This is a genomic window from Pigmentiphaga sp. GD03639 (assembly GCF_029845405.1).
In the GTDB taxonomy this organism is placed as follows: domain Bacteria; phylum Pseudomonadota; class Gammaproteobacteria; order Burkholderiales; family Burkholderiaceae_B; genus Pigmentiphaga; species Pigmentiphaga daeguensis.
The window spans coordinates 172085-191907 of record NZ_JAOCLR010000007.1 but is presented as its reverse complement, the minus strand read 5'-3'; the positions used below and the strand labels follow the sequence as shown (position 1 = coordinate 191907).

Sequence of the window (19823 nt, the reverse complement as noted above, 5' to 3'; positions counted from 1 at the left end):
CTACAGTCACCTCGCGTTCACCAGAAAAACTTGATAGCACGCGCAGGAGACAAGCATGCAACGCATCATGGCCTTGGGCCGGCACGGCCGGCTGCTGGCATGGGCGGCAGGGTTCGCCGTCGCCCTGTCGTTGATTCAGGATGCACGGGCCCAGACCTGGCCCGTCAAGCCGGTCAGGATGATCGTGCCGTTCCCGCCCGGGGCCGCGCCCGACGTCGTGGCACGGCTGGTCGCGGACCGGCTCTCGCACGCCTGGGGGCAGTCGGTGTATGTCGAGAACAAGCCAGGCGCCGGTGGCATTCCGGGCATGTCGACGCTGGCGCGATCCGCGGCCGACGGCTACACGGTGGGGTTCGTGCCCGCCGCTGCGGCGGTACTCACGCCCTTGCTCTACAAGCAGCCGCAGTATGACGTGGATCGCGACATCGTGCCCGTGGCCGCGGTGGGCACCAGCCCCATGATGGTGGTGGTGCCCGGCACGTCCGCCATCCGTTCGGTGGCCGACCTGGCGAGGGAAGGCAAGGCCAGGCCGGGAACGTTGAATTTCGCGGCGGCACAGGCTGGCTCGGTGCCGCACCTGACCGGCGAGATGCTGGCGCGGGCCGGCGGTTTCCAGCTCTTCACCGTGCCCTATGCGGGGTCGCCGGCCGCCATCAACGCGGTGCTGGCGGGCGAGGCGGCCTTGACCATCGACGGCATCCCGGCCCTGGTCCAGCACGTCAAGGCCGGCAAGATGCGAGCCCTGGCGGTGACCTCGCCGCAGCGGTTGCCGGGCCTGGAGTCGGTGCCCACGGTGGCCGAGACCCTGCCGGGTTTCGAGTCGCTGGGTTGGTTCGCGCTGTTCGCGCCCACCGGAACGCCCGGCCCGGTCGTCGAACGGATCAATGCCGACATCAATCGCCTGCTGGATGACAAGGAGCTGGTCTCGCGCCTGGCCGACCTGGGCGTCTACCCCATGCATGGCAGCGCGGCCGATCTCCAGGCCTTCGTGCGCGGCCAGCAGGCGGTCTGGAAGAACACGGTGCAGGAACTGGCGATTCAGCCGCAATAGGCCTGGCCGTCCGATCAAACCACGATGGAAATGCAGATGAACGAGAGAAGAAAGGCGCTGGTCACCGGCGGCGCGACCGGTATCGGCCGCAGCGCGGTCCTGGCCCTGGCGCGCGCCGGGTACGACGTGGCGATCAACTATGCATCCAGCGCGAAGGCCGCCAGCGAAGTGGCCAGCGAGGCGGCTGCCCTGGGGGCCCGCACGATGCTGCTCCAGTGCGACGTGGCCGACGATGCCGCGGTGCGCGAGATGATGCGCGCCGTCGGCGACCGGTTCGGCCACCTGGACGCCCTGGTCAACAATGCCGGCACGACGGCGGCCTGGAAGGTCCGCGACCTGGACAGCCTGGACATGGGCGAGTGGGACCGCACCTTCGCCGTGAACGTGCGGGGGCTTTTCCAGGTCACGCGCGCCGCGGTGCCGCTGCTCAGGAAGGGCACGGATCCGGCCATCGTCAACACGGCCAGCATCGTCGGGCTCAGGCCCGGGCCCCAGCCCCTGCCCTATGCCGCCAGCAAGGCGGCGGTCGTGAACCTGACCAAGACCCTGGCCTGGAACCTGGGACCGGATATCCGCGTGAACGCCGTCGCGCCAGGCTGGATGGAAGGCGACTGGATGCAGCGCATGCTGGGAGACCGGTACGACGATCTCATGGGCAAGCGTGCCCGCGCCACGCCGTTGCGCCGTTGCGTGACCGCCGACGACGTGGCCGAGACCATGTTGAACCTGCTCCAATCGAACCGCTTCGTCACCGGCGAGATCGTCGTGATCGATGGCGGTTACACCAGCTCGACCTGAGGAGACGCCATGCTCGAGGGATTCGTTCCTTTTCCGCCCGAGTTCGCCCGCCGCTACCGCGAGCGAGGCTACTGGCAGGATCGTTCTCTGGCGCAGGAATTCGCGCAGGCGTTCGCGCGCCATGCGGGAAAGGTGGCGCTGGTCGACGGCGACCGCTGCTATACCTACGCCGACCTGGACAGGCTGAGCGACAACCTGGCGCTGCACCTGCTGGCGCTCGGGCTCAAGCCGCTGGATCGCGTCGTGCCCACGCTGCCTAACGTGGCGGAGTTCGTGATCCTGTATTTCGCGCTGCAGAAGATCGGCGCCATTCCCATCGCCGCGCTGGTCACCCATCGCTACCAGGAGATCAGCCAGTTCGTCAGGCTGTCGCAGGCGCGCTGCTGCGTCTATCCCGTGTCGCAGGGCGACTTCGCCTTCGGTCCGGTGGTGGACCGCATCCAGCACGAGAACGACTGCCTGCGGCTGCGGCTGGTGCTGGGCCCGGCGGGCCCGGGAGAGCACTCGCTGCCCGAACTGATCGAGACCCCCGCTCCGGGAGACCGGGCCGCCTTGCGCGACATACGCATCGATCCCGAGGACCCCTGCATCTTCCAGTTGTCGGGCGGCACGACCGGCATCCCCAAGCTGATCCCGCGCACCAACAACGACTACGCCTATAACTCCAAGGTCGCGTCGGAGGTCACGCGGGTGGACGGCAGTTCCGTGCTGCTGCTGGTGCTGCCCATCGCGCACAACCTGCCGCTGGCGTGTCCCGGCATACAGGGCTTCCTGCTGAACGGCGCCAAGGTGGTGCTGCACGCGAACACCCGTCCGGCCGAGATGTTCGCGCTGATCGAGAAGCACCGCGTGACGCACCTCAAGGTGGTGCCGGCGCTGCTGATCCGCCTGATCAACGATCCGGACATCGGACGCCACGACCTGTCCTCGCTGCGGCTCATCCAGAGCGGTGGGCAGCGCATGCAGCCCGAGGTTCGCTCGCGTACCCGTCGCCTCATTCCGTCCGCGCTGGTGCAGGAGAACTTCGGCATGTCAGAAGGCGTGCTGATGTTCGTGCGCCACGACGATCCCGAGGACGTGATGATGGAAACGTGCGGCCGACCGGTCTGCCCCGACGACGAAATCAAGCTGATCGACGACGAGGGACGCGAGGTCGGACCGGGCGAGGTGGGCGAGCTGTCCTGCCGGGGGCCCTACACGCTGCGCGGCTACTTCGGCGTGCCCGAGTACAACGCGAGGCAGTTCACGCCCGACGGCTTCTACCGGTCCGGCGACCTCATGCGCCAGCACCCCTCGGGCAACTACATCGTCGAGGGCCGCAAGAAGGACCTGATCAACCGCGGCGGCGAGAAGATCAGCGCGGAAGAGATCGAGAACCTGATACTCATGCATCCCGCGGTGCAGAACGTGGCCTGCGTCCCCATGCCGGACCCCGACATGGGCGAGCGCATGTGCGCGTGCGTGGTGCTGCGGGCGGGCGCATCGCTGACGCTGCCCGAGCTGGTGGATTTCCTGAAGGCGCGCGAGATCGCCAAGTTCAAGCTGCCCGAGCGGCTGGAGGTGCTGGACGATTTTCCGGTGTCCACCTTCGGCAAGGTGTCCAAGAAATCCCTGGCCGAGATGGTGGCCTCCAGGGCGGCCGCGGCCTGAGCGAAGGAGAGACGCGAGATGCGCATCATCGATCTGCATTGCTATCCGGGCACCCAGACCTGGATCGACGCCCAGGGTCCGTACGTCGAGGCCCTGGCCACCTACTGGAAGCGGAACTGGGTCGGCAAGCCCGAGGACGAGGTAGTGGCCGAGTTCGCCGCGGCCGGCGTGGATGCCTGCCTGGTCGCGCTGGACCTGGAGACCACCGTGGCCACGCCGCCCTGCACCAACGAGTACGTGCACGGCATGTGGAAACGCCATCCCGGCCGCATCATCCAGTGCTGGGGCGCGCTGGAGCCCGCCAAGGGCGAGATCGCGATACGCCAGGCCCGAACCGCGGTGCGCGAACTGGGCTTCATGGGTTTTCACTTCCACCCCATCATGCAGCACTTCGCGGTCAACGACACGCGCTACTACCCGTTGTTCGAGGAAATCGCCTCGCTGGGCGCGGCCGTGATGATAGACGTCGGCACCACGGGCATGGGGGCCGGCCTGCCGGGAGGAATGGGCGCGCGCATACGCCATGCCCATCCTGCCGCCATCGACGACCTGGCGGCCGATTTCCCCAACCTGAAGATCATCATGGCGCACCCCGGCTGGCCCTGGGTGGACGAGACCACCGCCGTGGCCCTGCACAAGGGGAACGTCTATTGGGAGATGTCGGGTTGGGCGCCCAAGCACTTCCCGGGCAACCTCAAGGTCGACATCCGCGGCCGTCTGCAGGACAAGATCATGTTCGGCAGCGATTACCCCAGCCTGCCCTATGCGCGCATTCTCAAGGAGTGGGAGGAACTGGGCTACAGCGACGCGGTGATGGAGAAAGTCATGCACGCCAATGCGGAGCGCGTGCTGGGCCTCTAGCGCCCATTCCCGGCCTGTGCACGCTTCCTTTCAGCGTGAACAGGCCCTAGGAAGGGCGGGCATGTTTTCTGCTGGAAAAGGGGCTTTCAGGAGAACGACATGACGCATCCCATTACGAGAAAGATCCTGCTTTGCATGGGCATGGCCCTGGCGGCGCCGCTGGCCATGGCCCAGGCGGGACCTGGTGCCGGCGGCAGCCAGGGCGGCAGCAGCAGCCAGAGCGGCGGCAGCAATGCGCCCAGCGGGTCCAGCTCCGACAGCCCGACGCGAGGCAGCGCGAACAGCGGACCGTCGGGATCGTCGGGCAACGCCCAGAGCAGCGGCTCGTCCGCCGGCAAGCAGGGCCAGGGCACCGATGGGGCCGGCTATCCGGGCAGCACCACGCAGGGCGGCGCGCAAAACCAGCCGCCCAACCGTGGAGCCACCGGTTCCGGCGGGCGCGATTCCTCGACGGGCACGCAGTCCCAGGGAACCGGAGACCGTTCCGGCTCGCGCAACAGCGGCAGCCGGCTGCTGCGCTAGGGCTGTTTCCGGCCTGCGCGAGGCTCTTCCCGGCGGGAACAGGCCCGGCCCGCGACAAGCGGCCGCAGGCGTGCAGCGGCGCCAGAGGCTACAATGGCCAGATGCGCCGCCTGTTCATCCTGCTGATGATCGCCTTCCTGCCGTTCCAGTTCACCTGGGCGGCGGCGGCCGCCTATTGCCAGCACGAAACCGGCACGGTGGCCCAGGCCCACTTCGGCCACCACGAACACGTCCACCAGGACACCGGCGACAAGGGCGACGCCAAGAAAGCCGTGCATCCCGATTGTGTGGTCTGCCACATGATCGCGCTGCAGGCCGTCCTGGCCGGCACGCCGGACCTGCCCAAGGCAGGCATCGCCCACGCCCTTTCTCCCGCGTCGCCAGCCTTCCTGGCCGCGGCGCCCGTCTCGCTGCCTGAACGCCCCCAATGGCGTGCGCTCGTCTAGCCGGCGAGACGCAGCCGTTCCACTCGTTGCTTTCGTCTCGCCGAATTCACGCAACCGTTTCCCTGGTGCAATTCGATGCGCAGACTTCTATGGCCGCTCGGGCTGGCGGCCGCCTTGTCCAGCCCGATGGCCGCGGCCCGTTCCCGTTCCCGTTTCCGTTCCCGTTCTTGATCAGGTGCCCGCCGCCGGCGGTCCGCTGACACTGGAGTCCGCGCTGGCCATGGCTGCCGCGGGCAACCCGGCGCTGGCGGCTGCCGCCAAGGAGGCCGAGGCCTTGCAGGGCGGCGTCGTCCAGGCGCGCGTCCTGCCCAATCCCGACATCGCTTTCGCCGTCGAGGATACGCGGCGCGATTCGCGCACCACCAGCGTGGAGCTGGGCATTCCCATCGAGTTGGGCGGCAAGCGCTCCGCGCGCATCCTGGCCGCGGAGCGGGCGCAGACCGTGGCGGTGGCCGAGTTCACGCGGGCCCGGGCGCAATTGCGCGCGGCCACGGTGGCCGCCTTCTTCGACCTGCTGATCGCGCAGGAGGGCGTGGCGCTGGCCAACGGGTCGGCGCAGGTGGCGGCCCGGGCGGCGGACATCGCGGCCCGGCGGGTGGCGGCCGGCAAAGTCCCGCCGCTGGAGGAGACCCGGGCTCGCGTCGAGCGGGCCAACGCCGACCTCGAGGTCGAGGCGGCGCGGGCGCGTTTGCAGGAAGCGAGGCGGGCGCTGGGGTCGCTGTGGGGCGAGCCCGATCCGCGCTTCGGCCAGGCCGTGGGCAGCCTGGACGTACTCCCCGCGCGCGCGCCCGTCGATGCGCTGTTGCGGGAGCTGGAGCAGGCGCCCGAGCTGGCGGCGCACCGGTTGGAGATCGAACGCCGCGACGCCGTGGTCGGGGTCGAGCGCAGCAAGCGCTATCCCGACGTGAGGTTGACGGCAGGCACGCAGCGCAACAACGAACTGGGGCGCAACCAGACCCTGCTGGGGGTGTCGATTCCGCTGCCGCTGTTCGACCGCAACCAGGGCAACCTGTACGAGGCCACCGTGCGGGCCGACCAGGCGCGCGACGTGCATCGTGCCCTGCAAGTCAGGCTTGCGCAGGAACTGCGCCAGGCATCCGCGCAACTGGAACTGGCACGCAAGAGCGCCGACGCGCTGCGCGGCACGGTGCTGCCCGGCGCTCGCGAGGCCTATGAAGCAGCCACCCGCGGGTTCGAGGCCGGCAAGTCCGGCTTCCTGGATGTGCTGGACGCCCAGCGCACGCTGTTCCAGGCCCGCATCCGCTATCTGGCCGTGCTGGCCGACACCTACCAGGCCGCCATCGCGATCGATCGCGTGCTGGGCCGCTGAAGGAATCCTGTCATGTCGACGACAAGCAAACAAAAGGCCGCGATGGCGGCCATCCTGATCGCGGGCGCGCTGGCGGTGGCAGGCGTGCTGTTCTGGCCCGCTCCGCATGGCGAGGGCGACGGCCACGGCCATGGTGGCCAGGCGCCGGCCGGCGCCTCCGCCGACGAGCATGCCGAGGACGGCCTGGTGAGGCTGAGCGAGGCCCAGGTCCAGGCGGCCGGCATACGCACGGCCGAGGCCGGCCCCGGCGTACTGCGGCCGACCCGCGAATTCCCGGGCGAGATACGCTTCAACGAGGACCGCACGGCCCATGTCGTGCCGCGGCTGGCAGGCGTCGTCGAACGTGTGTCGGCGGACCTGGGGCAGCAGGTCCGCAAGGGCCAGGTGCTGGCCGTGATCGCCAGCACGTCGCTGTCGGACCTGCGCAGCGAACTGCTGGCCGCGCGCAAGCGCGAGGACCTGGCCGAGGAAACCTTCGCGCGCGAAAAGAAGCTGTGGGAGGAGCGGGTGTCCGCCGAACAGGACTACCTGCAGGCGCGCACCGCGCGGGAAGAGGCCAGGATCGCGGTGCAGAACGCCGCGCAGAAGCTCCGGGCCGTGGGCGCGACGAGCCAGGCGCCCGCGCTGAACCAGTACGAGCTGCGCGCGCCCTTCGACGGCACGGTGGTCGAGAAGCACATGGCCATGGGCGAGGCAGTGGGCGACACCACCGCCGTGTTCACCATCGCCGACCTGGGCACGGTCTGGGCCGAGTTCATCGTCGCCCCGCAGGACCTGGCGGCGGTACGCGTCGGCGAGAAGGTCAGCATTTCCTCTTCCGCCCTGAACGAGACGGCCGAAGGCACCGTGTCCTATGTCGGTCCGCTGCTGGGCGCGCAGACCCGCACGGCCACCGCCCGCGTCACGCTCGCCAATCCCGGCATGGCCTGGCGTCCGGGGCTCTTCATCACCGTCAAGGTACTGCGCGGCGAGGAAGCCGTTGCCCTGGCCGTGCCCGCCGATGCCATCCAGACCGTGGGCGATGACAGCGTGGTGTTTACCGTTGTGCCCGGTGGCTTCAAGGCGCAGCCGGTGAAGACCGGCCGCCGCGACGGCATGCGGGTGGAAGTGCTCGAGGGCCTGGCTCCCGGCGCGCGCTACGCCGAGACCAACACCTTCACGCTCAAGGCCGAGCTGGGCAAGGCCAGCGCCGAGCATACCCATTAGACCGGACAGACAGGAAGACACTCATGTTCGAACGGATCATCCGGTTCGCCATCGAGCAACGATGGCTGGTCATGCTGGCGGTGTTCGGCATGGCCGCGCTGGGCCTCTACAACTTCACCCGCCTGTCCATCGACGCGGTGCCCGACATCACCAACGTCCAGGTGCAGGTCAACACGTCCGCGCCGGGCTATTCGCCGCTGGAGACCGAACAGCGCATCACCTATCCCGTCGAGACCACCATGGCGGGACTGCCCGGCCTTGCGCAGACCCGGTCGCTGTCCCGCTACGGCCTGTCCCAGGTGACCGTCATCTTCCGCGATGGCACCGATATCCACTTCGCCCGCCAACTGGTCAACCAGCGCATCCAGGAAGCGCGCGAGGCCCTGCCGGCCGGCGTCACGCCGACGCTGGGGCCGATCTCGACCGGGTTGGGGGAGATCTACATGTGGACGGTCGAGGCCGCGCTGGACGCGCGCAAGCCGGACGGCAGCCCCTACACGCTGGCGGACCTGCGCGAGATCCAGGACTGGGTGGTACGCCCGCAACTGCGGACGGTGCCCGGCGTGACCGACATCAACACCATAGGGGGCTACGCGAAGGAGTATCTCGTCGCGCCCAACCTGGAACGCATGGCCGCCCACGGCCTGACGCTGGCGGACGTGGTGACGGCGCTGGACCGCAACAACGTCAACGTCGGCGCCGGCTACATCGAGCGGGGCGGCGAGCAGTACCTGGTGCGCGCGCCCGGGCAGGTCGGGTCCATGGAGGACATCCGCGAGGTCATCGTCAGCCAGGCCCAGGGCCAGCCCATACGCGTGCGGGACATCGCCGACGTGCAGATGGGCCGCGAGCTGCGCACCGGCGCCGCCACCGAGAACGGCAGGGAAGTGGTGCTGGGCACCGTGTTCATGCTGATCGGCGAGAACAGCCGCGCCGTGTCCCGCGCCGTGGACGAACGGCTCGCGGCCATCAACAAGACCCTGCCGCCGGGCGTGAAGACCGTGACGGTCTACGACCGCACCACGCTGGTCGACAAGGCCATCGCCACCGTCAGGAAGAACCTGCTGGAAGGCGCGATCCTGGTCATCGTCGTGCTGTTCCTGTTCCTGGGCAACATCCGGGCGGCGCTCATCACGGCCATGGTCATTCCCCTGTCCATGCTGTTCACCTTCACGGGCATGGTGTCCTACAAGGTCAGCGCCAACCTGATGAGCCTGGGGGCGCTGGATTTCGGCATCATCGTCGACGGCGCGGTGGTCATCGTCGAGAACTGCGTGCGGCGGATCGCGCACGCCCGGGCCGCCGCGGGCCGCGCGCTGACGCGCGCCGAACGCTTCGGCGAAGTATTCGAGGCCTCGAAGGAGGCGCGGCGGCCGCTGATCTTCGGCCAGCTCATCATCATGATCGTCTACCTGCCGATCTTCGCCCTGACCGGCGTGGAAGGGAAGATGTTCCATCCCATGGCGATGACCGTGGTGCTGGCGCTGCTGGGCGCGATGATCCTGTCGATCACCTTCGTGCCGGCCGCCGTGGCGCTGCTGCTGGACGGCCGCGTCCAGGAAAAGGAAAACCGCCTGATGGCCGCCGCGCGCCGGCTGTACGAGCCGCTGCTGAGCCGCTCGCTGGCCAACACGCCGGTGGTGCTGACCTTCGGCGCGGTGGCCGTGGCACTGGCGCTGGCCGTCGCGACGCGGCTGGGCGCGGAGTTCATCCCGAACCTGGACGAAGGCGACCTGGCGGTGCAGGTGCTGCGCATACCCGGCACCAGCCTGTCCCAGGCCATCGCGATGCAGGAGGAGCTGGAGAAGCAGGTCGCCAAGGTGCCCGAGGTGGAACGGGTGTTCGCCAAGATCGGGACGGCCGAGATCGCCTCCGATCCCATGCCGCCCAATATCGCCGACACCTATGTCATGCTCAAGCCGCAGGATGCCTGGCCGCAGCCGCGCCGTTCCCACGAGGAAGTGGTGGCCGCCATCCGGAAAGTGGTGGAGGGCGTGCCGGGCAACAACTACGAGTTCACGCAGCCCATCCAGATGCGCTTCAACGAGTTGATCTCGGGCGTGCGCAGCGACGTCGCCGTCAAGATCTTCGGCGACGACATGGCACAGCTGGAACGCACGGCGGCCGAGATCGCGGCGGTCATGGCGCGCCTGCCGGGCGCCGATGCGGTCAAGGCCGAGCAGACCGCCGGCCTGCCCATGCTGACCATCGCGGTCGACCGGCAGAAGGCCGCGCGCTACGGCGTGAGCCTGGCCGAGGTGCAGGAGACCATCGCCACCGCGGTGGGCGGGCGCGAGGCGGGCATCTTCTTCCAGGGCGACCGGCGGTTCGACATCCTGGTGCGGCTGCCCGACAACGTGCGGGGCGACATCGAGGCGCTCAAGCGACTGCCGGTGGCGTTGCCCCGGGGCGAGGGCCAGGCCCGCGTGGCCTTCGTGCCGCTGGCCGAGCTGGCCCGTTTCGAACTGGCGCCCGGTCCCAACCAGATCAGCCGCGAGGACGGCAAGCGGCGCATCGTGGTCAGCGCCAACGTGCGTGGCCGCGACCTGGGCTCCTTCGTGTCGGATGCCCAGAACAGCATCGAGGCGTCGGTGCGCATCCCGCCCGGCTACTGGACGGCGTGGGGAGGCACGTTCGAGCAGTTGCAGTCCGCCACCGAGCGCCTGCAATGGGTCGTGCCGATCTCGCTGCTGCTGGTGTTCGCGCTGCTGTTCGCCATGTTCGGCAACCTGCGCGACGGCTTGATCGTGTTCACCGGGATCCCCTTCGCGCTGACCGGGGGCATGCTGGCCCTGTGGCTGCGAGGCATCCCGCTGTCCATTTCCGCGGCCGTGGGCTTCATCGCGCTCTCGGGCGTGGCGGTGCTGAACGGGCTGGTGATGCTGTCCTTCATCCGGTCGCTCAGGGCGGAAGGCCATCCGCTGGACGAGGCGGTCCGCCTGGGCGCCGCCACGCGGCTGCGGCCAGTGCTGATGACCGCGCTGGTCGCATCGCTGGGCTTCGTGCCCATGGCGCTGGCGACCGGCACTGGCGCGGAGGTGCAGCGGCCCCTGGCGACGGTGGTCATAGGCGGCATCATTTCGTCCACCGCCCTGACCCTGCTGGTTCTGCCCACGCTGTACCGGCTGGCCTACCGACGCCAGGCGCATGGAGAGGAGAATAGATGATGAATGACATCTATTGAATAAATTATAGTCATCATTTATTATTCGCCCTTCATGCACAGGAGGGCGACATGCCCCGCGTATCGCGACAGCAGGCCGAGAAGAACCGCGCCGCCATCGAGGAAGCCTCGGCGCGGCTGATCCGGGAACAAGGCATCAAGGGAGTCAGCGTGGCCGACCTCATGGCGGCGGCCGGGCTGACCCACGGCGGCTTCTACGGGCACTTCGAATCCAAGGACGCGCTGGCCGCAGCCGCTTGCGCCAAGGCCTTCGCCGCGTCGCGGGAACGCTGGCGGGAACGGACAGCGGGCATGGCCGACGCATCCGCGGCGCTGCGCGTCATCGTCGAAGCCTACCTGTCGCCGCGGGCACGCGACAACGCCGGCAGCAGTTGCCCGGCGGCTTCGCTGGCGGTGGACGTGGCCCGGGAATCCGCCGACAAGCCGGTGCGCCGGAGCTATGTCGACGGCATCCAGGGGCTGGTTTCCTCGCTGGCCGCGCTGTACGGCAGTGGTGATGCCGCGGCCGACCGCGAGCGCGCGCTGGTCGAACTGTCTCTCATGGTGGGCGCGCTGCTGATGGCGCGGGCCACGGCGGCCGACCCCATTTCCGACCAGATCCTGGACGCGGCCCGCAGGCATCTGCTGCCCGCGGACGATACCTCTCCCACGCCCTGACAGGACCGCATCGTGTTCGCCCATCCCGTATCGCGCTGGCTGGCCCGGCGAGGCATCCATTTTTCCTGGGTCATGGTGGCGCTGGCCTTCCTGACCATGTTGTCGTCGTCGGCCGCGCTGGGCCTGCCCGGCGCTTTCCTGCAACCGCTGTCCCGCGAGTTCGGCTGGAACGTCGACCAGATCTCGTCGGCCCTGGCCGTGCGGTTCGCGCTGTTCGGCCTGATGGGGCCGTTCTCGGCCATCCTGATGGAACGTTACGGGCTGCGCCGCATCATGTGCACGGCCATGGTCCTGGTGGCCTTCGGACTGCTGCTGGCCACGCGCATGTCCGAGGTCTGGCACCTGGTCGCCTTGTGGGGGTTGCTGCTGGGGTTCGGCACCGGCCTGACGGCCGTGGTGCTGGGGGCGGTGGTCGCCACGCGCTGGTTCGACCAGCGTCGCGGACTGGTGCTGGGTATGCTGACGGCCAGCGCGGCCACGGGGCAGCTCGTGTTCCTGCCGGCCGCGGCCTGGCTGATCGAACATGTCGGCTGGCGCATGGCGGTGGCGCCGGTGGTGGCGTGCTGTCTGGCCGTGGCGCTGCTGGCGTTCCTGCTGGCGCGCGATCGTCCGCAGGATCTCGGCCTCGCGCCCTATGGCGCCGATCCCCACGCCGCGGCGGCGCCGCCCGCCACGGCGCGTCCCTCGTTCCTGGCTCCTCTTCAGGTGCTGCGCGCCGTCTCCGGCAACCGGACGTTCTGGGTATTGTTCGGCACTTTCTTCGTCTGCGGCCTGAGCACCAACGGCCTCATCCAGACTCATTTCATCTCGTTGTGCGGCGACTTCGGACTGGCCGCGCTGCCGGCCGCCTCGGTGCTGGCGATGATGGGGGCGTTCGACTTCGTGGGCACCATCCTCTCGGGCTGGCTGTCCGACCGCTACGACAATCGCAAGCTGCTGTTCTGGTACTACGGCCTGCGCGGCCTGTCGCTGTTCTGGCTGCCGCATTCGGAGTTCACGCTGTATGGGCTGTCGCTGTTCGCGATGTTCTACGGCCTGGACTGGATCGCCACCGTGCCGCCCACGGTCAAGCTGGCGGCGGCCGAATTCGGCAAGGAGAAGGCGGGCATGGTGTTCGGCTGGGTGTTCGCCGGCCACCAGATCGGCGGCGCGATCGCCGCGTACGGCGCGGGGCTGGTCCGCACGCAGATGCTGACCTACACGCCGGCCTTGTATGCCGCGGGCGCGGCGTGCCTGGTGGCCGCGCTGGTCGTTTTCCTGATTCGCCGGCGGGCGCCCGTGCCCGCGCCCGCCGCTGCGCGGTCCGCCTGACGGAGCCGGCCGCATGTCCATCGATCCGCGCACGCGCCGCCTCATCGAGGCTCCCATCGTCCCCACGCTGCTGCGGCTGGCGGTGCCCAACACGCTGGTGCTGGCCGCCCAGGCCAGCGCGGGCATCATCGAGACCTATTTCGTCGGCAGGCTCGGCACCGACGCGCTGGCCGGCGTGGCCCTGGTGTTCCCGACCGTCATGTTGATGCAGATGCTGTCCGGCGGCGCGGTGGGAGGCGGCATTTCCTCGTCGATCGCCCGGGCGCTGGGAAGCGGCCGGCGCGAGGACGCCGATTCGCTGGTCCACCACGCGATCGTGGTCGGATTGCTGTTCAGCCTGTTCTTTACGGTGGCCGGGCTGGCGGGCGGCCGTTGGCTGTACGGGCGCATGGGCGGCTCGGGCGGTTCGCTCGAGGCGGCGCTGGAGTATTCGCGCTGGATCTTCGGCGCGTCGGCGCTGGTGTGGCTGTTCAATTCGCTGGCGTCGGTCGTGCGCGGCACTGGCAACATGAACCTGCCCGCGGCGGTCACCTGCGCGGGGACAGCCATGCTGGTGCCGCTGTCGCCCCTGCTCATCTTCGGCTGGGGACCGCTGCCGGGCCTGGGCGTGGCCGGCGGGGCCATCGCGCTGCTGGTCTACTATGCCGCGGGCAGCGCCGCGCTGCTGGCCTTTCTTTGTTCGGGCCGCGGCATCGTCCGCCTGACCTGGAAGGGCTGGGCGCTGCGCTGGCCGCTTTTCCGCGACATCCTTCGCGTGGGACTGGTCGCCGCGGTTTCCACGGTGGCGATCAACATCGCCATCAGCATCGCCACCGCGCTGACCGGCCATTTCGGCCCGGCCGCCATCGCGGGCTACGGCACCGGTTCGCGCCTGGAATACCTGCTCGTGCCCCTGGTGTTCGGCCTGGGCGGCCCCATGGTCGCCATGGTCGGCGCGGCGATGGGGGCGGGCCGGCACGACCGGGCGCTGCGCATCGCCTGGGTCGGCGCGGGATGCGCCTTCGTCGTGGCGGAGGCCATAGGCCTGGCGGCCGCTTGTTTCCCCCATGCCTGGCTGTCGATGTTCGGCAGCGAGCCCGACATGCTGGCCACCGGATCGCTCTATCTGCGCATCGTGGGGCCCGCCTACGGATTCTTCGGCGCGGGGCTGGCGCTCTACTTCGCATCGCAGGGCGCGGGGCGGCTGCTGTGGCCGGTGACCGGCAGCGTCGTGCGCCTGATCCTGAGCGCAACCGGCGGGATGGCCGCGATCGCGGCGGGGCTGGGGCTGGCGGGAGTTTTCGCGGCCCAGGCGCTGGCGCTGGTGGTCTACGGCGCCATCAATGCGGGCGCCATCGCGCGTGGCGCATGGTTTGGCGGGGCGCCGTATCGCTCGAAGAAATCGCAAAGCTGGCGCCCCAGGAAGTCCTCGCCCGTATCGAAGTGAGCCATGATGGACATGTGGTTGTGGCGAGGCAGCATGAGGAACTGGTTCGCCCGGTGTCCGCGGGCGCGCAGGCGGTGGAAGAATTCCGCGCCGTAGACGTCCAGCAGCGGGTTCTCGTACTCGGCGATCGCCACGAAAAGCGGGAGGGAGTCCGGCGTCACCATGCTGACCGGCGACAGCGCTTCGTACCGGCTCTCGTCGTTGCCGAAGTACGCTCGCACCCCGGCGGCGTTGGGGTTGGCCGCCAGCGCATCGGCGCGCAGCCGGCCGGACAGGATGGCCGCCGCCCGCAGTCCCTTGCCCCGATAGGGCAACTGCGGGTCCAGGGCATGGTGGGCGACGTGGGTGCCGCCCGCGCTGTGTCCGATCGCGACCATCCTGCCCGGATCGCCGCCGTGGGAGCCGATGTTCTCTTCCATCCACGCCAGCGCGCGTCCCAGGTCTTCGGCCCCTCCGGGATAGGGCGCGCCGGGCGCGAGCCGGTATTCCAGGTTGACGCCCAGGTAGCCTTGCCGGGCGAACCAGGTGGGTACATTCGCGTAGACACGCGAGGTGACGTCCTTGTCTCCCCGCACGTAGGCGCCGCCATGCATGAACACGACGACAGGCAGGGGACCGGCTAGGGCGGGATCGCGATAGATATCCAGGACGTGGCGCGGGTCGGGCCCGTAGGCGACGTTGCGCGTGCAGGCAGGGCCCGCGGCGGACGTCGTGTCCAGCAAGGAGGTGTAGGCATCCAGCACCAGGTCCCGATGCGTCCGGATATCGTCGCCCCAGGCCGGGCCGATGCGCGCCAGCAGCGCGTCCACCGTTCGAGCCGCGTTCATAGGGCGGCCAGCCGCGGCTGGCGGGGCGTCCTGGCGCGCGGGCTCGACGACGGGGCCAGCACCGCGCACATGACGAACTCGACCACGGCCCGCCAGTGGCTGATCATCGATGCGGTGGAGTCGGCCTTGTCCTTGGGCCACAGGGTCCGGATGTTCGAGGACACGTTGAAGAAGTGTACGCATGCGCCCATGATATTGACGGCCGCATGGCCGGGGTCCTGCTGCCGGAACGAGCCGTCCGCCACGCCGCGCTCGAGGATGTCGGCCAGCGTCCGGTACAGCTTGCCGCCGTTGCGGTTGTAGAACGCGCCATCGTTCTGGATGTTCTCCAGCGCGAACAACGGTCCGAGATGGGGTTTGGCGACCATCTGCTGCAGCAGCCTTTCGACGAAGGCATGCAGCGCGTCGACCGGCGGAAGCTTGCGCAGGGAATTGAAGTCCATACCCTGTTCGCGGTCCTGGAACACGCGGTCGAGCACCGCCTGGTACAGGGCTTCCTTGGTGTCGAAGTAATAGTGGATCATCGCCTTGGTGACGCCGCTGCCCGCGGCGATTTCCTCGGTGCGGGTGCTGCGCAGCCCGTCGCGGGCGAAGATCTTCTCGGCCGAGTCGAGTATCGCGCTGCGGGTGGCGACGCTGTCGCGCACGGCCTTGCGCGGGGTGGGGGTAGCCCTCGGGCGGAGTGACGAAGTGCGTGATGCCATGGAGGATTCTTTACGAAGGGGGCGGCCAATGCCGTTCATAGTATCGCGATGGCTTCGATCTCGATCAGGCATCCCGGCGTAACCAGGGACGAGACCTGCACCGTGGAACTGGCGGGCAGCGGGTCCGTGAAGACTTCGCGGCGTATCGCGGAATAGTCCGCGTAGCCGTCCAGCGTCGTGAGGAAGGCCGTGATCTTGACCACATCGGCCAGCGACCCGCCCGCCTCGCGCAGCAGCGCATCCATGTTGGCGAAGATTTCCCGCGCCTGCCGGCCAAGGTCGCCCGCATGGCGGGCATGTTCCGGGTCGGTTCGCGCCAGTTGGCCCGATACGAAGACCATGCGTTTGCCGCCGGCCACCTCCAGCGCCTGGGAGTAGGGGCGGCCCGAGGGCCCCAGGGGTGTCTTGGTGATCATGCCGGTCTCCCTGTTCTATAAGTAACTATCTGGTTGGTTAATTCTAAGCATCGGCTATCGATCATGTCAAAGACCATTGCGGAAAGAATCTTCTTGACATGCCTTGCCCGGGATTTCTAGACTATTAACTAATCAGTTGGTTAGTTAAGGAAAACGGAATCACAAGGAGCCGAGATGTCCGCACAGCCGTCGTCTTTCATTCCCGTCACCGGCTTTCCCGGAATACGCGAGCAGCGGTTTCCGCTGAACCTGGGGGAGGCATTGCCCCGCGTCGAACGTATCTGGACCGTCGCCAAGGGATCGAACTGGGATCCGGTCACGGACATCCCCTGGAGCCAGCTGGACCTGGGCAAGTACACCCCGGAGGAGCTGTATGCCGCCCGGGTGTTCTGGAGCCGGCGCGCCTGGAGCGAATACACCGGCCTGGCTGAATCGCCCACCGTGCTGCTGCGGTTCGCCTTCGAGGGCGGCCGGCCGGGCATGATCAAGCTGGCCCTGGCGACCAAGTTCATGGACGAGGCCAAGCACATCGAGGCCTCGTACCTGATGGCGGAGAAACTGGGCGGCTACCTGCCCGAACCGCCGGAAGGCGCGCCGCGCAAGCGTCTGGTGGCGGGCCTGCGCGAGCGCGGCATGAACCCGGACTACACCCCCGAGGCCGTGCTGGCCTGCTGGCATTGCGTCAGCGAGTACTTCGCGGTCGAGATATTCCGCGTCCGCTATCACCACACCACCGATCCCGTCGCGCGGGCCGTCCTGGGCCGGATCCTGGCCGACGAGGTCCGTCACATCGGCATGGGTTGGGAATACCTGGCGTATCGCCTGCCGCAGGTTTCGGACGAAGTCCGCGAGAATGTGAGGACGGCCATGATCGACGTCATCGAGAACATCGAACTGGGCGGGTTCCACTCGTCGTCCAACGTCAACGAAGAGCAGGATCTGTTCGCCCGGCTCGACCTCGTCGTGGCCAAGGCCGGCCTGGGAGCGGCGCCCCCGGAAATCGAGCACGAGGCCTTCGTGTCCACGTTGGCCGAGATCAGGAGCAAGGCGGCTCAACTGGGCATAGACCTGCCCGAATACACGCTGTGAACCGTGCCGGCCGGCTTCGCAAGGGGCGACCGGCCGGCGATGCCGACGTCTTGCGCGCCGTCCAACGGCAGCCGAGGATACGACCATGATTCGCACTCTATGCATGCAAGCGGCAATCGGGATTTCGCTCACCTGTATGGCCTTGCCCGGCGCACGGGCGCAGTCCTATCCCGACAGGCCGATCCGCTTCATCGTGCCGTTTGCGCCGGGCGGCACCGCAGACGTGCTCACGCGGGCGCTGGCCCAGAAGCTCGGACAGCGGCTGGGCCAACCCGTGATCGTGGAGAACCGGCCGGGGGCCAGCACGGCGATCGGCGTCAAGCATGCCGCGATGGCGGCGCCGGATGGCTATACCATCCTGTACGGCGGCGTCAGTTCCCAGGTCATGAACCCGCTCATCAACCGGGTCGACTTCGATCCGGTCAAGGACTTCACGCCCATTTCCCTGGTGAATTCGCTGCCCCTGGTGCTGGTGGTCCATCCGTCGCTGCCGGCGGCCGACTTTTCGCAGTTCCTGGCGCTGGCGAAGACGCGCGCCCAGCCCATCACCTATGCGTCGGCCGGGGCGGGAACGTCCAACCACCTGGCGGGGGAACTGCTCAAGAGCGCCGCGCGCATTCCGCTGCTGCACGTCCCTTACAAGAGCAGCGCTCCGGCCTTGAACGACCTGCTTGGGGGGCACGTCGACGCCATGTTCGACCTGGTGTTGACCTCGGCGCCCCAGGCCAGGCTGGGCAAGGTGCGTCCGCTTGCCATCACCAGTGCCCGGCGCAGCCCGCTGCTGCCGGACGTTCCCACCTTGCGCGAGCTGGGGCTGCCCGAGGGAGAGGTCGATGTCTGGACCGGGGTGTTCGGCCCGGCGGGCATGCCGCCCGCGATCGTCGCGCGCCTGCACGACGAGATCGCCGCCATCCTCCGGTTGCCCGAGGTCCAGCAGCAGTTCGCCTCGCTGGGGGCCCTGGCCGAACCCAGCACGCCGGAGCAGCTGGGAGAGCTGCTGCGATCCGAGCTGGCCAAGTGGAAGCGGGTTGTCCGGGAGGCCAGGATAGGCACGGACTGATGGTGGTTTCATGTCAATTCCCGTTTTGGGGATCAGGGTTTCCCTTAGGAACGCAGTGCTCGAGCGTCCCGTTATCATGTATTTGCCCTACCTATGGGTGGCACTTGTTTTGCACCGGTTGCAGTCTCGTGACGCCCTTTGACAGGACCGGTGCCGCCCGTCGGTTACAACCACCCGGGAGACCCGCACATGCACCGCCGTTCCTTTCTGACCAAGGCAACCGTGGGCGCCGCCGCCGGCGGCGTGACGTTGGCAGCACCCGTATTCGCCCAGGACGCGCCTACCGTCACCTGGCGCCTCGCCTCCAGCTTTCCCCGCAGCGCCGATGCCATCTACAGCGGTGGCGAAGCCGTGGCCAAGTATGTATCCGAGGCCACCGGCGGGAAGTTCACGATCCGCGCCTTTCCCGCCGGGGAGATCGTGCCCGCGCTGCAAGTGCTCGACAGCGTGCAGAACGGCACCATCGAATGCGGGCACAGCGCCTCCTATTACTACTACGGCAAGGACCCCACGCTCAGCTTCGACGCGGCGGTGCCCTTCGGGCTCAACACGCGCCAGATGAACGCCTGGATGCGCCACGGCGACGGCCTCAAGCTGTTGCGCGAGGTGTTCAAGAAGTACAACGTCGTCAATTTCCCCTGCGGCTATACCGGCACCCAGATGGGCGGCTGGTTCCGCAAGGAGATCAAGTCGGTCGAGGACCTGAAGGGCCTGAAGTTCCGCGTCAGCGCGTTCGCCGGCGCGGTGTTGTCCCGCCTGGGAGTGGTGCCGCAGCAGATCGCCGGCGGTGACATCTACCCGGCGCTGGAGAAGGGCACCATCGACGCGGCCGAGTGGATCGGTCCGTACGACGACGAAAAGTTGGGCTTCCACAAGGTCGCCAAGAACTACTACTACCCGGGCTGGTGGGAAGGCACGCTGCAGGTGTCGCTGTACGTGAACCAGGACGCCTACAACAAGCTGCCCAAGCAGTACCAGGCCGTGCTGGAACAGGCGTGCGCGGCCGCCACCAACGACATGATCGCCAAGTACGACGCCGAGAATCCCGCGGCGCTGCGCCGGCTGATCTCGCAGGGGGCGCAGTTGCGGGCCTTTCCGAAGTCGGTCATGGACGCCTGCTATGCCGAGGCCAACAAGGTATACGCCGAGATGAGCGCCAAGAGCCCCGAGTTCAAGAAGGTCTATGACAGCATGGTCGCCTTCCGCGGCAACGTGCTGCCATGGTTCCGGGTGGCCGAAGGCAACTTCGACGGCTACATGTCCACCATCCGCAAGTGACAGGCCC

General features: G+C 68.3%; 18 protein-coding genes. 15 read left to right on the top strand and 3 right to left on the bottom strand.

The features are described from left to right. The first annotated feature begins 55 nt into the window (after positions 1 to 55). The 12 genes from N5K27_RS10250 (at position 56) to N5K27_RS10195 (ending at position 14442) form a co-directional block, all read left to right on the top strand. Positions 56 to 1051, top strand: coding sequence for a tripartite tricarboxylate transporter substrate binding protein (locus N5K27_RS10250; RefSeq protein WP_132979197.1), 996 nt, complete (start codon positions 56 to 58; stop codon positions 1049 to 1051). A 36-nt stretch (positions 1052 to 1087) separates the two neighbouring features. Beyond that, the gene (locus N5K27_RS10245) at positions 1088 to 1849 is read left to right on the top strand and encodes an SDR family oxidoreductase (RefSeq protein ID WP_132979198.1); all 762 of its coding nucleotides are present in this window, start codon (positions 1088 to 1090) and stop codon (positions 1847 to 1849) included. Between the two features lie 9 nt (positions 1850 to 1858). Then, positions 1859 to 3499, top strand: coding sequence for an AMP-binding protein (locus N5K27_RS10240; protein WP_279816178.1), 1641 nt, complete (start codon positions 1859 to 1861; stop codon positions 3497 to 3499). An 18-nt stretch (positions 3500 to 3517) separates the two neighbouring features. Continuing rightward, positions 3518 to 4360, top strand: a complete 843-nt coding sequence (locus N5K27_RS10235; RefSeq protein ID WP_087837437.1) for an amidohydrolase family protein — start codon at positions 3518 to 3520, stop codon at positions 4358 to 4360. Between the two features lie 99 nt (positions 4361 to 4459). Continuing rightward, positions 4460 to 4882, top strand: a complete 423-nt coding sequence (locus tag N5K27_RS10230; protein ID WP_132979199.1) for a hypothetical protein — start codon at positions 4460 to 4462, stop codon at positions 4880 to 4882. 101 nt (positions 4883 to 4983) lie between these two features. Continuing rightward, a complete protein-coding gene (czcI, locus tag N5K27_RS10225) occupies positions 4984 to 5328 on the top strand; it encodes a cation efflux protein, CzcI family (RefSeq protein WP_087837435.1) in 345 nt (114 codons plus the stop codon). Positions 5329 to 5548: 220 nt separating this feature from the next. Next, positions 5549 to 6658 (top strand): TolC family protein, encoded by a 1110-nt coding sequence (locus N5K27_RS10220; RefSeq protein WP_347944597.1) that lies wholly within the window; start codon positions 5549 to 5551, stop codon positions 6656 to 6658. Positions 6659 to 6670: 12 nt separating this feature from the next. Next, a complete protein-coding gene (locus N5K27_RS10215) occupies positions 6671 to 7864 on the top strand; it encodes an efflux RND transporter periplasmic adaptor subunit (protein ID WP_279816173.1) in 1194 nt (397 codons plus the stop codon). A gap of 23 nt (positions 7865 to 7887) precedes the next feature. Then, positions 7888 to 11031 (top strand): CusA/CzcA family heavy metal efflux RND transporter, encoded by a 3144-nt coding sequence (locus tag N5K27_RS10210; RefSeq protein ID WP_279816171.1) that lies wholly within the window; start codon positions 7888 to 7890, stop codon positions 11029 to 11031. Between the two features lie 68 nt (positions 11032 to 11099). Then, a complete protein-coding gene (locus N5K27_RS10205; RefSeq protein ID WP_087839984.1) occupies positions 11100 to 11705 on the top strand; it encodes a TetR family transcriptional regulator in 606 nt (201 codons plus the stop codon). Between the two features lie 12 nt (positions 11706 to 11717). Then, positions 11718 to 13016 (top strand): MFS transporter, encoded by a 1299-nt coding sequence (locus N5K27_RS10200; protein ID WP_087839983.1) that lies wholly within the window; start codon positions 11718 to 11720, stop codon positions 13014 to 13016. 13 nt (positions 13017 to 13029) lie between these two features. Continuing rightward, on the top strand, positions 13030 to 14442 hold the full coding sequence (locus N5K27_RS10195) for an MATE family efflux transporter (RefSeq protein ID WP_087839982.1): 1413 nt from the start codon (positions 13030 to 13032) through the stop codon (positions 14440 to 14442). Here the strand turns inward: N5K27_RS10195 and N5K27_RS10190 are convergent. The 3 genes from N5K27_RS10190 to N5K27_RS10180 are packed head-to-tail and all read right to left on the bottom strand — an operon-like array spanning position 14325 to position 16389. Continuing rightward, positions 14325 to 15269 carry an alpha/beta hydrolase gene (locus N5K27_RS10190; RefSeq protein WP_279816165.1) on the bottom strand — a complete coding sequence of 315 codons (945 nt, stop codon included), beginning with the start codon at positions 15267 to 15269 and terminating at the stop codon, positions 14325 to 14327. The two genes, N5K27_RS10195 and N5K27_RS10190, sit on opposite strands and share 118 nt — an antisense overlap. Next, positions 15266 to 15973: a TetR/AcrR family transcriptional regulator gene (locus N5K27_RS10185; protein ID WP_132979204.1), complete on the bottom strand. Its 708-nt coding sequence runs from the start codon at positions 15971 to 15973 to the stop codon at positions 15266 to 15268. The genes N5K27_RS10190 and N5K27_RS10185 overlap by 4 nt, the downstream gene beginning before the upstream one ends. Before the next feature lie 35 nt (positions 15974 to 16008). Beyond that, positions 16009 to 16389, bottom strand: coding sequence for a RidA family protein (locus N5K27_RS10180; protein ID WP_087839979.1), 381 nt, complete (start codon positions 16387 to 16389; stop codon positions 16009 to 16011). A gap of 174 nt (positions 16390 to 16563) precedes the next feature. Between N5K27_RS10180 and N5K27_RS10175 the strand changes: the two genes are divergently transcribed. The 3 genes from N5K27_RS10175 (at position 16564) to N5K27_RS10165 (ending at position 19816) form a co-directional block, all read left to right on the top strand. Next, the gene (locus N5K27_RS10175; protein WP_087839978.1) at positions 16564 to 17478 is read left to right on the top strand and encodes a ferritin-like domain-containing protein; all 915 of its coding nucleotides are present in this window, start codon (positions 16564 to 16566) and stop codon (positions 17476 to 17478) included. Between the two features lie 85 nt (positions 17479 to 17563). Beyond that, the gene (locus tag N5K27_RS10170) at positions 17564 to 18538 is read left to right on the top strand and encodes a tripartite tricarboxylate transporter substrate binding protein (protein ID WP_132979205.1); all 975 of its coding nucleotides are present in this window, start codon (positions 17564 to 17566) and stop codon (positions 18536 to 18538) included. Positions 18539 to 18727: 189 nt separating this feature from the next. After that, positions 18728 to 19816 carry a TRAP transporter substrate-binding protein gene (locus tag N5K27_RS10165; RefSeq protein WP_087839976.1) on the top strand — a complete coding sequence of 363 codons (1089 nt, stop codon included), beginning with the start codon at positions 18728 to 18730 and terminating at the stop codon, positions 19814 to 19816. Positions 19817 to 19823 lie beyond the last annotated feature (7 nt).

What these genes read in the sequence shown, in the direction of transcription:
- N5K27_RS10250 (WP_132979197.1), top strand. Translation starts at nt 56, where the DNA reads ATGCAACGCATCATGGCCTTGGGCCGGCACGGCCGGCTGCTGGCATGG.
- N5K27_RS10245 (WP_132979198.1), top strand. Translation starts at nt 1,088, where the DNA reads ATGAACGAGAGAAGAAAGGCGCTGGTCACCGGCGGCGCGACCGGTATC.
- N5K27_RS10240 (WP_279816178.1), top strand. Translation starts at nt 1,859, where the DNA reads ATGCTCGAGGGATTCGTTCCTTTTCCGCCCGAGTTCGCCCGCCGCTAC.
- N5K27_RS10235 (WP_087837437.1), top strand. Translation starts at nt 3,518, where the DNA reads ATGCGCATCATCGATCTGCATTGCTATCCGGGCACCCAGACCTGGATC.
- N5K27_RS10230 (WP_132979199.1), top strand. Translation starts at nt 4,460, where the DNA reads ATGACGCATCCCATTACGAGAAAGATCCTGCTTTGCATGGGCATGGCC.
- czcI (WP_087837435.1), top strand. Translation starts at nt 4,984, where the DNA reads ATGCGCCGCCTGTTCATCCTGCTGATGATCGCCTTCCTGCCGTTCCAG.
- N5K27_RS10220 (WP_347944597.1), top strand. Translation starts at nt 5,549, where the DNA reads ATGGCTGCCGCGGGCAACCCGGCGCTGGCGGCTGCCGCCAAGGAGGCC.
- N5K27_RS10215 (WP_279816173.1), top strand. Translation starts at nt 6,671, where the DNA reads ATGTCGACGACAAGCAAACAAAAGGCCGCGATGGCGGCCATCCTGATC.
- N5K27_RS10210 (WP_279816171.1), top strand. Translation starts at nt 7,888, where the DNA reads ATGTTCGAACGGATCATCCGGTTCGCCATCGAGCAACGATGGCTGGTC.
- N5K27_RS10205 (WP_087839984.1), top strand. Translation starts at nt 11,100, where the DNA reads ATGCCCCGCGTATCGCGACAGCAGGCCGAGAAGAACCGCGCCGCCATC.
- N5K27_RS10195 (WP_087839982.1), top strand. Translation starts at nt 13,030, where the DNA reads ATGTCCATCGATCCGCGCACGCGCCGCCTCATCGAGGCTCCCATCGTC.
- N5K27_RS10190 (WP_279816165.1), bottom strand. Translation starts at nt 15,269, where the DNA reads ATGAACGCGGCTCGAACGGTGGACGCGCTGCTGGCGCGCATCGGCCCG.
- N5K27_RS10185 (WP_132979204.1), bottom strand. Translation starts at nt 15,973, where the DNA reads ATGGCATCACGCACTTCGTCACTCCGCCCGAGGGCTACCCCCACCCCG.
- N5K27_RS10180 (WP_087839979.1), bottom strand. Translation starts at nt 16,389, where the DNA reads ATGATCACCAAGACACCCCTGGGGCCCTCGGGCCGCCCCTACTCCCAG.
- N5K27_RS10175 (WP_087839978.1), top strand. Translation starts at nt 16,564, where the DNA reads ATGTCCGCACAGCCGTCGTCTTTCATTCCCGTCACCGGCTTTCCCGGA.
- N5K27_RS10170 (WP_132979205.1), top strand. Translation starts at nt 17,564, where the DNA reads ATGATTCGCACTCTATGCATGCAAGCGGCAATCGGGATTTCGCTCACC.
- N5K27_RS10165 (WP_087839976.1), top strand. Translation starts at nt 18,728, where the DNA reads ATGCACCGCCGTTCCTTTCTGACCAAGGCAACCGTGGGCGCCGCCGCC.